The organism is Olivibacter ginsenosidimutans, from assembly GCF_039542865.1.
GTDB classification, from domain to species: Bacteria; Bacteroidota; Bacteroidia; order Sphingobacteriales; family Sphingobacteriaceae; genus Olivibacter; species Olivibacter ginsenosidimutans.
In genome coordinates this window covers 82949-95253 of sequence record NZ_BAABIQ010000005.1, presented here as the reverse complement: position 1 = coordinate 95253, position 12305 = coordinate 82949, and the positions used below count along the sequence as shown (strand labels likewise).

At 39.4% G+C, this 12305-nt stretch carries 12 protein-coding genes; 6 read left to right on the top strand and 6 right to left on the bottom strand.

The window, feature by feature from the left end:
- Nucleotides 1-3 precede the first annotated feature (3 nt).
- Together ABD930_RS03970 and ABD930_RS03965 are read left to right on the top strand one after the other, a co-directional pair.
- Nucleotides 4-1941 carry a fumarate reductase/succinate dehydrogenase flavoprotein subunit gene (locus tag ABD930_RS03970; RefSeq protein WP_345230402.1) on the top strand — a complete coding sequence of 646 codons (1938 nt, stop codon included), beginning with the start codon at nucleotides 4-6 and terminating at the stop codon, nucleotides 1939-1941.
- A gap of 26 nt (nucleotides 1942-1967) precedes the next feature.
- Nucleotides 1968-2744, top strand: a complete 777-nt coding sequence (locus tag ABD930_RS03965) for a succinate dehydrogenase/fumarate reductase iron-sulfur subunit (RefSeq protein WP_425571097.1) — start codon at nucleotides 1968-1970, stop codon at nucleotides 2742-2744.
- 96 nt (nucleotides 2745-2840) lie between these two features.
- Here the strand turns inward: ABD930_RS03965 and ABD930_RS03960 are convergent, their stop codons facing one another.
- Both ABD930_RS03960 and ABD930_RS03955 read right to left on the bottom strand, forming a co-directional pair.
- The gene (locus ABD930_RS03960; protein ID WP_345230401.1) at nucleotides 2841-4586 is read right to left on the bottom strand and encodes an energy transducer TonB; all 1746 of its coding nucleotides are present in this window, start codon (nucleotides 4584-4586) and stop codon (nucleotides 2841-2843) included.
- Between the two features lie 30 nt (nucleotides 4587-4616).
- Nucleotides 4617-4988 (bottom strand): BlaI/MecI/CopY family transcriptional regulator, encoded by a 372-nt coding sequence (locus tag ABD930_RS03955; RefSeq protein ID WP_345230400.1) that lies wholly within the window; start codon nucleotides 4986-4988, stop codon nucleotides 4617-4619.
- A gap of 611 nt (nucleotides 4989-5599) precedes the next feature.
- On the opposite strand from ABD930_RS03955, the gene ABD930_RS03950 reads away from it, so the two are divergent.
- Both ABD930_RS03950 and ABD930_RS03945 read left to right on the top strand, forming a co-directional pair.
- Nucleotides 5600-6691, top strand: a complete 1092-nt coding sequence (locus tag ABD930_RS03950; RefSeq protein WP_345230399.1) for a sensor histidine kinase — start codon at nucleotides 5600-5602, stop codon at nucleotides 6689-6691.
- Between the two features lie 17 nt (nucleotides 6692-6708).
- Nucleotides 6709-7434: a LytR/AlgR family response regulator transcription factor gene (locus tag ABD930_RS03945; RefSeq protein WP_345230398.1), complete on the top strand. Its 726-nt coding sequence runs from the start codon at nucleotides 6709-6711 to the stop codon at nucleotides 7432-7434.
- Nucleotides 7435-7561: 127 nt separating this feature from the next.
- On the opposite strand, the gene ABD930_RS03940 is transcribed toward ABD930_RS03945, so the two are convergent.
- Both ABD930_RS03940 and ABD930_RS03935 read right to left on the bottom strand, forming a co-directional pair.
- Nucleotides 7562-9265: a S41 family peptidase gene (locus ABD930_RS03940; RefSeq protein ID WP_345230397.1), complete on the bottom strand. Its 1704-nt coding sequence runs from the start codon at nucleotides 9263-9265 to the stop codon at nucleotides 7562-7564.
- A gap of 324 nt (nucleotides 9266-9589) precedes the next feature.
- The gene (locus ABD930_RS03935) at nucleotides 9590-9805 is read right to left on the bottom strand and encodes a CsbD family protein (protein WP_345230396.1); all 216 of its coding nucleotides are present in this window, start codon (nucleotides 9803-9805) and stop codon (nucleotides 9590-9592) included.
- 156 nt (nucleotides 9806-9961) lie between these two features.
- Between ABD930_RS03935 and ABD930_RS03930 the strand changes: the two genes are divergently transcribed.
- Entirely contained in the window at nucleotides 9962-10564 is a 603-nt protein-coding gene (locus ABD930_RS03930; RefSeq protein WP_345230395.1) for a porin family protein, read from the top strand.
- Nucleotides 10565-10672: 108 nt separating this feature from the next.
- On the opposite strand, the gene ABD930_RS03925 is transcribed toward ABD930_RS03930, so the two are convergent.
- A complete protein-coding gene (locus ABD930_RS03925) occupies nucleotides 10673-11056 on the bottom strand; it encodes a group III truncated hemoglobin (RefSeq protein WP_345230394.1) in 384 nt (127 codons plus the stop codon).
- A 244-nt stretch (nucleotides 11057-11300) separates the two neighbouring features.
- The gene (locus ABD930_RS03920; RefSeq protein WP_345230393.1) at nucleotides 11301-11723 is read right to left on the bottom strand and encodes a hypothetical protein; all 423 of its coding nucleotides are present in this window, start codon (nucleotides 11721-11723) and stop codon (nucleotides 11301-11303) included.
- 184 nt (nucleotides 11724-11907) lie between these two features.
- Between ABD930_RS03920 and ABD930_RS03915 the strand changes: the two genes are divergently transcribed.
- Nucleotides 11908-12267 carry a hypothetical protein gene (locus tag ABD930_RS03915; protein WP_345230392.1) on the top strand — a complete coding sequence of 120 codons (360 nt, stop codon included), beginning with the start codon at nucleotides 11908-11910 and terminating at the stop codon, nucleotides 12265-12267.
- Nucleotides 12268-12305 lie beyond the last annotated feature (38 nt).

The following is a 12305-nucleotide window of genomic DNA, read 5'->3' as shown; positions in this document are numbered from 1 at the left end:
AAGATGATATTAGATTCTAAAATACCAGAAGGCCCATTAGCGGAGAAATGGTCTAAACATAAATTTAATCTCAAATTAGTTAACCCTGCCAATAAACGTAAATTTACCATTATCGTTGTTGGGACCGGTTTAGCTGGAGCCTCCGCTGCTGCATCTCTGGCTGAGCTCGGCTATAATGTAAAAACATTTTGTTACCAAGATAGTCCACGTCGAGCACACTCGATTGCTGCTCAAGGGGGAATAAATGCGGCCAAAAATTACCAAAACGATGGTGATAGCGTGTACCGCCTGTTTTACGATACCATTAAAGGGGGCGATTATCGTTCGCGCGAGGCTAACGTTTATCGCTTGGCTGAAGTGTCCGTCAATATTATAGATCAATGTGTTGCACAGGGCGTTCCGTTTGCACGGGAATACGGGGGCTTGTTAGACAACCGTTCGTTTGGTGGAGCGCAAGTATCGCGTACCTTTTATGCGCGCGGACAGACGGGCCAGCAGTTATTACTTGGAGCATATTCGGCGTTAAACCGCCAGATTCATGTAGGAAAAGTAAAATCATATACCCGCCACGAGATGTTAGATTTGGTCATGATTGACGGCCATGCCAAAGGGATCATTACCCGTGATCTTAAAACCGGCCAGATAGAGGCACATGAAGGTCATGCCGTTTTACTATGTACTGGAGGTTATGGCAATGTATTTTTCCTCTCTACCAATGCCATGGGGTGTAACGTCACGGCTGCGTGGAGAGCACACAAACGTGGTGCTTTCTTTGCAAACCCTTGTTACACGCAAATCCACCCCACCTGTATTCCAGTTACAGGTGACCATCAATCTAAATTAACTCTAATGTCTGAATCATTGCGTAATGATGGTCGGGTGTGGGTTCCAAAGACGGTTGAACTTGCTGAAAAACTAAGAAAAGGACAATTAAAGGCTTCTGATATAAAAGAGGAAGATCGGGATTACTTCTTGGAACGTAAGTATCCTTCTTTCGGTAATCTCGTGCCTCGGGACGTAGCTTCGAGAAATGCCAAAATGATGTGCGATGAAGGTAGGGGTGTTGGAAAAACGGGATTAGCCGTATTTCTGGATTTTGCTGAAGCCATTCAACGTATGGGAGAAGATACCGTTCGGGCGAAATATGGTAACCTGTTCGATATGTATTATCAGATTACTGATGAAAATCCGTACAAACAGCCTATGCGCATCTATCCAGCGGTACACTATACGATGGGTGGGCTTTGGGTAGACTACAATTTAATGACTACCATTCCAGGTCTATATGCTTTAGGCGAATGTAATTTTTCAGATCATGGTGCAAACCGCTTGGGAGCTTCTGCACTTATGCAAGGTTTAGCCGATGGCTATTTCGTGATTCCTTATACCGTAGGTGATTACCTCACCAGTTTAGGAAGTTTTGCGCCGGTTGACAAAAATCATCCCGCTTTCGAAGCTACTCGAAAAAGCGTTGAAGAAAAAATCCAAAAGTTACTCAGTCTAAAAGGATCTAAAACCATTGATGATATCCATAAAAAATTAGGGCATATCATGTGGGAAAAATGTGGGATGGCCAGAAATGAAGCTGGCTTGAGGGAAGCTAAGCAAGAAATTCAGGAACTTAGAAAGGAATTTTGGAATGATGTGACGGTATTGGGTGAGAACGAGGAGTTAAATCTTTCGCTGGAAAAAGCCGGTCGGGTAGCCGACTTTCTAGAACTTGGCGAGCTGATGGTAGATGACGCACTCAACCGTTCAGAATCATGCGGTGGGCACTTCCGGGAAGAAAGTGCTACTCCAGAAGGAGAAGCAAAACGTGACGATGAGCATTTTGCTTATGTAGCGGCATGGCAATACAATGGGGATAACCAAGCGGAGACCCTCCATAAAGAGGAGCTGGTTTTCGAAAATGTCAAGTTAACCCAAAGGAGTTATAAATAAATAGCCACTCGTTAAAAATAAACACCATGAGTGAAGAAAAAACAATGAATTTAACGCTTAAAGTTTGGCGTCAAAAAAACGAAAAAGCAAAAGGTAAGTTTGTTACGATACAAGCCAATGGCATTTCTCCGGATATGTCCTTTTTAGAAATGCTTGATGTGGTAAACGAAGACCTTACTAGAAAGGGCGAAGATCCTATATATTTTGATCACGATTGCCGCGAAGGAATCTGTGGAATGTGTTCCCTTCACATTAACGGTCGGCCACATGGCCCTAAACAAGAAACAACAACTTGTCAACTCCACATGCGGAGCTTCCACGATGGGCAAACGATTGTGATTGAGCCTTGGAGAGCGGCGGCTTTCCCTGTAATTAAAGACTTAGCTGTAGATCGTACCGCTTTTGATCGTATTCAACAGGCAGGAGGTTATGTTTCTGTCAATACGGGTGGCGTACCCGATGGAAATGCTATTCCTATTCCTAAAACCAAATCGGATGAGGCATTTGAATCGGCTACCTGCATTGGCTGTGGAGCATGCGTTGCCGCATGTAAAAATGCTTCGGCGATGTTATTTGTATCAGCAAAAATCTCGCAATACGCATTGCTACCGCAAGGTCAAGCAGAACGCTATCACCGCGCACAGGCCATGGTTGAACAAATGGATAAAGAAGGTTTTGGTGCATGTACTGTAACTAAGGCTTGCGAAGCCGAATGTCCGGTCGGTATTAAATTAACGAATATTGCCCGAATGAATCGGGATTACTTTAATGCTAAATTCTTTAAAGAAAAGGTTTCGCATTAATCCGCTTTACATTAACTAAACAGAAAAAGGCCTGCTAATAAGTAGGCCTTTTTATTTGGGAATATTAATCTCGGAGCCCTTAGCTTAGTTAGGGGACTAGGAAGTCGTATTGGTAGCGTCAGTTTTTGTCTTTTGCCCCTCATCCATCCCCCTTAGGTTTAATTTAATGGGTAGGGAATAAGCCACTTTAACGGCTTTCCCATTGATAATGCCTGGCAGCCACTTCGGACATTCCTTTAACATCCGGATTGCTTCCTCACCTGTGCCATATCCCAAATCGCGAAGCAAACGGATATCACTTAATGATCCATCTTCATTGACAATGAAACTTAAATGAAGCGCTCCGCTTACACCCTGTTTCACCGCTTCTTTAGGATACTTATAATGGGTAGATACCCATTGATAAAAGGCACGCATACCTCCCTGAAAACTAGGTTGAACCTCGACTTCGTTAAAATCCCTTGGTTTCTCTGGGTCTTCTTCGCGTATCGCTTCCACATTAGCTGCACTTAGCGTTAAGTTCATACCCAATTTTTCACTGTCGGCCTTGTTCTGGTTCGATACGGTAGCGTTTTGCTTTTCCCTTGTGGTAGTCTGAGACGCCTTCGACCCTATGGTCTGCTTTACTTTTTCTCTTTTCGCTTCAGGATAATAACCCATAATGACTACCTCTTCAAGACGCCGATAGCCTCTAGGAATAACCAATGGCTCATTGAGCTTCGCTGGCTCTACTCCCGACAACAGAAATTTAACCCGGAGCACGTTTTTACCCGCCGGCATTTCCTTTATTACTTCCGGCAATTGCAGAGCACGCACCAGTTCTTTTTCTTGGTTATACCCCATGGTATATAACACTTTTGTTTTCACCTCTCCTTCTTGCTTTTCAAAAGAGACATCAACCACTCCCTGAACCTTTTGTTCTTTTGCTTCCTGACTATACCGTACCTGTTGCGCTATTAGCTTATAAAACGATTCATTATCTTGCACGCGGAGGGTTAATCCTGTCAGGTCTTCCGCTCCATCGCTCACTTTCGCCGAAGAAAAAACCAACATGGCAATAAATAAAGGCATTGCCAAAAGGTATTTAAACAAGGCCGGTCTGCCCGATTTATCTCTAAAAAGCATGACAATGCGGTTTTTAACCGTTGATTGGTTGAAAAAGTTATTGGCTAAAGCCGAAGGGGAGATTGCAAAAGTTCGACCAATGAGTAATTCCGCATAAGCGATCTTGTCTGTATGACTTTTGTTTACTGCCTCATCCGCGATGTATTCATGCACCAATCGAATGGATTTAACAAACCAATATACCACCGGATTAAACCAATTGAATAGTTGAATCAATGCTACAAAAAGAATATCTATGGAGTGCCGCTGTTTTACATGAACCTGCTCGTGTTCAAACACCCGGTCACTTCCTTCTTGTCTATCATCAACCTTTATTGTTCCTAAGAAAGAGTAGGCATCCCCCAAATTATTTTCTTTTAAACGCCTTTTTATCATCCAATAGCGATAAATCAAAAACAGCAATTGTAAAAAGCAACCACCAATATATACATAAAGCCACCAAGGAAGCCCAACACCAACGGCATGGATTTCGGCGGTTTCTTGAGGATGGGTGTATACGGTAACTGCATCTAAACTCGTCCGTGCAACAAATACCGATGATGACTTAAACGCATGTTGTAACCATTCTAGTTGTACTAGTGGCAAAACAAATGATAAAAAAGCGGTTCCAACTAAATAAATCCTATTCAGTTGGAAAAACGTTTCTCTAGCTAAAAACAACCTATAAAATGCATAAAAAAGCACTAGATATATATTACTGATGATTAAGTAATTCATAATATCGAAGTTTAAACGGTTTCACCAAAGCTATTTTTTCTTTGCTTTTTCTAGGAGCTTAAATAAAGCATCAGCATCCTTAAGGGACAATTTCCGCTCCTGAACAAAAAAAGACAACATGTTTTGCGGAGAATTATCGAAATAGCCTGACAACAACTTGCCGGTCGCAAAATCTTTATACTCGTCTTTAGAAATCTTAGGAAAATAACGATGGCTTTTTCCAAAACTCTCGTGCCCAACAAAACCCTTGGTTTCTAAAATCCGTATAATGGTAGAAACGGTGTTATATGCCGGTTTCGGTTCATCCATTTGCTCAATGATTTCCTTCACAAATGCCTTTTGAAGCTTCCAAAGCTCCTGCATAACCTGTTCTTCTGCCCGTGTTAATTCTTTTATATCCATAGCTAAAATCATTAATCCAATTTAATAGATCAAATATTAAACTAATTATTTAGTTTTACAACTATTTTATTAGTTTTTTTTAACTACAATAAAAAAGCGCCCAGAAGACCGGTGCGCTTTAACATATAACTGTATAGGGGGTATTTTACTAAAACAAAATTGCTCTCACGTTCAAATACTTAGGAATCGTAATGAAAGATGCATGAAGATCAATTTGTTCATGAATCAGGTCTTTATTAACGTGTGCACAAACAATTAAAGCCGCCACCAAAATGGGAATAAGTAACAGCAAAAATGGAGAAACATTGGTCAAATATGTTTTCATCTGTTTAGATTTAAAATTTTTCATCAGTATATTGTGTTTACTGGAAATGAAGCTTTCATGCAGCCTTCCCATCTTGTCGGTTTTTATTTAATCGTTATTCTTTGACAGTACAAAGGAACAATCTTTTTTACTATTCGAAAGTTTTTTAGACTAACGAGGTGTATTTCTAGACAAACGGACCCAAACACTTTATAGGTTTAACTGCTCTGTTGATAGAAATAAATAGCCTGTTGGTCTATCCTAACACGAAAATCTTTTATTATAATCCTATTTTTGTTTATGACTATTGGATAAATTACCCAAAGGTCATGAACACGTCGTCTCGACCGTAGTGGAGAGCCGTGCATTATTAAAAAAAGGACTAATTGATATGAAGAAAAACCATATTATCTATCACGTATTGGTATGGTTAATACTGGTTATACTATTGTTTTTAACCGGCGACGATAAAGCAAATTTAAGGCATATTTTCTTTTATGCCCTCTATTCTGTATTTAACATTGGGATCTTTTACACGACCTATTTTCTAATTGCCCCTTATTTTATTGGAAATAAGCGTTACCTCACCGGTACCATCTATTCGATGTGCTTTCTTTTACTTGCTGCATTTATTAAACTGGTCATTGCTGTTTATAATCGCGATATCCTGATGCATTATGGAGATCGCCATGAAAAAGCCATTAGTAATGGTGAATACTTTTTATCCGCCCTCATTATTACGCTATTTTTTATGTTGCTGGGTTATGCCTTCCGTTTGGCTATCAATTCTTATCAAATGGAGCAGGCACGAAAAACCTTGGAAACAGAAAAGTTAAATGCGGAACTCGCTTTTTTAAAGTCGCAGATTAACCCCCATTTTTTATTTAATTCACTAAACAATATCTACTCGCTTGCCTATCAAAAATCAGATAAAGCCCCGGAAGCAATACTAAAATTGTCTGAAATTATGCGGTATATGCTGTATGAAAGTAATGATGACAAAGTTTCACTGGAAGATGAAATCAATTACTTGGAAAATTATATCGATTTACAAAAACTACGTGTAAAAGAACACGTTTACCTAGAATTAAATATAAATGTCGATAATTTTCAACACCGTATTATGCCTTTACTTGTTATTTCCTTCCTAGAAAATGTTTTTAAGCATGGTGTGGCTACGGACAAAGAGCATCCTATCCGAATTACGGTTGAAGTCCAAAACAATCGACTGCATTTTAAAGCACAGAATAAAAAAAACCGGTTAAATAAAGATAAATCAGGAGGTATCGGCCTTACTAATCTTAAAAGACGTTTAGAATTAGGCTATCCGAACAAGCATACCTTCATTGTATACGACAATGATGATTTTTACAGCAGTGAATTATTTGTATATTTATAACCGTAAACTTCACTACCATGATACGATGTTTAGTTGTTGATGATGAACCTTTAGCCTTAGATATTATCGCAGATTATATCGCAAAAGTGCCTGAGCTTACCCTTTCAGCAACGACGACTAGTGCCATTGAAGGAATTGGCCTAGTACAACACGAAGCCATTGATCTCGTATTCTTAGACGTACAAATGCCCGAGCTTACTGGTATCCAATTTTTAAAAATCATTAACGGCAAATGTGATGTCATCTTAACTACCGCTTATCCGCAATATGCTTTAGAGGGTTATGAGCTCAATGTGGTAGACTACTTATTAAAACCAATTGCTTTTGATCGTTTTTATAAATCCATTCAAAAGGTTATCCATCAGAAAAACAATAATTACCACAAAAATATACCGGCAGAAACGCCATCACCATTGAGTAAGGCAATTGATTTTATTTTTGTGAAAACCGAGCACAAAATCCAACGCATCGATTATAATGATATTTTATATATCGAAGGTTTGAAGGATTACATTTCTATTTTTACGTGCAACGAACGCGTCATTACCTTACAGAACATGAAAAAGATGGAAGAGACCCTTCCAGATGAGCGCTTTATTCGCGTACATAAATCTTACATTGTAGCCATTGAAAAGATTGAAAGCATCGAACGCGGAAGAATCTCTTTAAAAGATAAACGTATTCCTATTGGAGACACATATAGAGATGCTTTTTTTAAACGGATCGGTGAGCGCTATAGCTAGTGTTCGACTACATCAGGCGGCGTTGGACCTTTTGTTATCCCAACCATAGCAGATCGCGATGATGCCACATGATCATCTATCCAGATGAAGATTATTATCACTAGTTCATGGTATTTACAAAGACGTTTTATTCAGAAGACGCCAGATGAACCCCAGGCTTACCGATAATACCATATCTACCCTTGCCCGAAAGGACTTCCTGATAAGCTAATTTATGTTCAGGCTGCAATATATCTTGTGCCTTTAAGATATCCTTATCACGCTTTTCTGCATAAGTAAACTTCCCTTTTTGAAAATAATACCGGGAAACGATCTCTTTTTCCAACTGCATCTTAACCTCCGCTTTGGCCGACAATAAAATTTGATCATCATTGGCCAATAGTTTATTTTCCAATGATGTTAATTCATCTTTCAAATTCACGGATAATCCCTCTTCCTCTATAGACGTCTTTAAATGCCGCATAAGCTTCTCTGAACGGGATGAATACGTAAACTGTTTCATTTTTAAGAATGTCAAAAAATCAGCGTAATCAGCGTCAGTTAACCGGAAAAGGCCCGGTGCTGGAATGTTCTCGTGATGGTTATAATATTGGGTGGCATAATCGGCTAAGAGAAACTGCTTCACGAGTGCCTGCAGAACTGCAGGTTGCTTTTTTGCGGCAACTTCAATATCTGGGAAAACGCCATTGCCATCGTATACTTTCCTTCCCACCCTGGTCGTAAATTCTGCCATAAGGCTATCGTTAACCTTAATTGCCTTGCCATCTTTATCTTTATGCGCGTAGTCAAGGGCTTGAATACATCTACCTGATGGCGTATAATATTTAGCTACCGTAACCTTAAGCATATTGTTATATGGTAGTCTGTACGTCTGTTGTACTAAGCCTTTGCCAAAGCTCCGTTCGCCTAAGATGATTGCGCGATCAAGGTCTTGCAATGCGCCGGCAACAATTTCTGAGGCAGAAGCCGAATTTCCATTAATTAATACCACTAAAGGTAAGTTAGGCAACAATGACTGCCGACTAGTAAAATAGGTAAATACGTTGTCCTGCTCTTTTCCCTGTTGTACAACAACTTTTTCTCCTTGGTTTACAAATAGATTGATAATCTTTACAGATTCCTGAAGGATACCTCCACCGTTATTTCGTAAATCCAATATTAAACCGTTTAATGCACCTTGTTCGCGTAAATCGGTAAGCGCTTGGTGCACTTCATCTGCTGCTCCATTTAAAAATTTATCTAGTTTTATATAGCCAATACCGTGAGGTAACCGATTTGCATAACTTACATTCGGTTGTATAATGTTATCCCGCACAACGGATACCTCTTTTATTGTTGCCGTTTTACTATCGTTAATTCTTAGCTGTACACGCGATCCTTCTTCTCCTTTTAATAAGCGACTTACCTCATCTGCTTCTTTTCCTTGAACAGGCCTCCCGTCAATAGCTAAGATTTGATCTCCAACATGTAATCCAGCCTTATGCGCAGCAAAGCCTTCAAAAATTTCAGCAATCACAATTTCGCCATTAGCCTTTGCCAATATACGTGCACCCAGTCCACCGTATTGTGTATTAACATATTTTAATCTGAAATCTTCCAACGACGTTTCCGGAATAAACTCGGTATAAGGGTCTAATTCTTCCAACATGGCATCTATTCCTGTCTTCATCAATGCCCCGGCATCTACCGGCTCCACGTAATGTTGGCTTACCTGTCGATAAAGTGCAGCAAATATTTCGAGATTTTTCCCAAGCTCGAATAAATCTTGCTTCACAATAGTGAAGCCCGTTAATAAAAGGCCAAAAGAAAGAAATATGATGATCCGTTTCATTTATAAATAATTATTCGTCTACATTTATATTCTTGGTGTTACCGTCACGTATGACCAGCAGCTCGGTTTCTAATCCATCGGTTAGATGGAGCTCACGCTGTTCAAAACCCGAAGGGCTTGTGAATACCAATTGAATAATTAGAATCCGTGAATAAATTTAACGACTATCTGGAAGTTTATCTAAAATTTAGAATACTGCTATCATATCAAGTGAAGCGACTTGTTCGTTCTGGATTAAACAGGAGCGGTTCATGCTTAAGTCCTGGTACTTTACTGACTTCTTTATCCGGAAAGGAAGGTTGCGCGCGCTGATCTCCAGCACTATTATAGTCTGTTACTTGATAAGTTCGCTAACTCCTTTTTCAACGTAAACAGCACATAACTGGGTTTCCGCTTGATACGCTCGGCTAATTTAGCAACTAAATCGGCTTCCTGGCCCGGTGTATAGGCCAAATCTTCATCCGTAAGATGGTTATATTTCCGTTTTATCTTCTCCTTTAATATCTTCCAGTCTGCTTCGTTTAATATCAGTGCATCCATAAATGTTCGGTTTTAAACAAAATAAATAAAAATTTACGAAAACACGCTCCAGTCTATTATCTTTATTTTAGGCTCGAAATTTGTGCATGCTGATAGCGATCAAGTAATAAGATGCTAAAACAACACTACGGTGTAACAATTAAAACTATTATTAACATGAAAAAAGTATTTCTATCTTTTTGTTTACTGTTTAGTACAGTACTAATGGCTTCCGCCCAATTACTACCGACCTTCCAATTAGGGATTAAAGGCGGACTAAACTTCTCTTCACTAAAGACAGATGGCGAATGGCTAAACTCGAGTGCAAAAGCCGGTTATCAAGCCGGTATTTGGGCTAGGCTTGGTGGAGCTGGCCTCCATTTTCAACCCGAGCTCTATATTACAGGTAAAAATGCAAAAGCTAAACTAACGCACGAAAATAACGCACAAGTAGACCTAAATTTTACAAGCTTAGATCTACCTCTATTGTTGGGAACTCGAATCGGACTTGGACCGATCGCTGCTCGTGTGCAGGTTGGACCTGTTGTATCCTTTGTTATCGATAAGGACAATTCAATATTTGATCGTATTGGCGATGCTACAAAACCGGGCGGCTACCGAAATCAAGCCATTGCGTTGACCGGAGGTGTAGGTGTAGATATTATGAAATTCAGAGCAGATTTAAGATATGAGCATGGCCTAAGCAGCTTAAGCAAAGACGGAACTGAATCGCAGAAAATAAATCTTTGGACAATTGGTGTTGGGTATCGCTTATGGTAAATGAATACAGGACTGTCCGAAAAGTCTTTGCAAACTAAAAACGCGTCATTGTGATCTGCCAATTGTCGGATTGCAATGACGACGTAGATTTTCGCCCCCCTCATATTATTACTTTTCTCTTTCATAAACGCCAAGTTTAGTTTGCATAATCACCGCAATACTGTTCGCCCGAAATTTAAGCTCTTCTGCCCGCTCTCCTCTAAATAATTGATCTACTGTTTGTCCCCACAATTGCAACCATCGATCAAAATGGACTGATTTAAAAGCCGAAAGATAGTCTAGATTCATATGTTTAAATAGCATTCCTCCCTTATATGCACCTGTACTAAATAGGATGTTTTCCCAAAAGGATACAATGGTAGGAATATGATGATCCCAGTCGATGGGTATCACGGAAGTGAAATAATGCCCAATAAGTTCATCGATCGTTGCCCGTTCATAAAATAAACGAACCACTTGTTCAATATCTTTCCGGTTATTAATGTCACTCATAAATCGTACGTTTTAAGCTTTACGTTTATGTACGCGCGTGCCTTAATCAGCAATAGGCATTCAGTGCTATGCTTTACGCTATTTGCATGGCTTGCATAAGCCTAATGCTTAAAGCGTAATGCGGGTTTAAAACAGGCATTAGCCTCATACCTTGTACCTCTATTACAAAAATAAACATAAAAATAAAGGCTACCAAAGAACATGGTAGCCTTCCGTCAGATACTAAAACAAACAGTACATACTTCTAAAGTACTTTACCGTTATCTTTAAACTTCGCTATTTGAGAATCATTATCCTTAAGCAAAGCTATTTCATAATATGATTTACCTTTAACAGGCTTCACAAAACTTACACTAGTCGTTTTCCAGCCTCTAAATTTATCACCACTTAAGGTTTCCTTTATCGCACTGGGTAAATCCCTCGGATGCACGGGAGTTTTTTCATCATCAAAGGCCGATTCCATCCGCTTAAAATTTACACATGCCTTTGGTTTAATTTCATTGGTCGAAACCAATGCTGCCTTTAATGAATCATTAGACGCTTCATAAACAATCAATGAATCTTTTGCTGTACTGCTCTTCTGCCCCTCATCTTTAATTCCCGCTTTTACATTAAACCCTGAAACTGTCAAAGACAAAACCGCTGCAATCAAAACAAATTTCTTCATTACTTCATCCTTCTTTGATTCGTTGCTTATATAGGTAAATAACGTGCCAAAACAAAAATCTCACTTTTTAGACCAAAAAAGCCTCATAAATGGTACAAAGCCAATTTTGCTCTCCACAAGTTGTGGAATATTCTCCACGAAATTGTGCCTTTAATTGAACAAAAAAAATAATTAAGTTTGTATCATGAACGCTTCAGAAATCAACAGGCGCTGGAGAGCATTGCAACACTATACAGCAAGTTATTTTGATACGGAAACGCCAGATATAAAAGTGCTCCTATTTTTAATCGGAGTACAAGAGCTCGGAAAAGGCCCCATGGCATTCTCGAAAAGACAAAAAGAAGAGTTGATGCACATTGCAACTTGTAGGTTATTTAGCGGCATGGGTTTTTACGAATTGGAGGGGGTTGACCAAGATGGCTGGCCACATTGGCAATTAGTTAAACCAATTCCCAACTATACCTTACTAGAGCAGGAAATGATTATTAAATCACTTATTATTGATTATTTTGAAGAACAAATTCCGAATATACCCCACCATTAAATCGTCATTCACCAATCGGCGAGGCAGGCGGGACGATA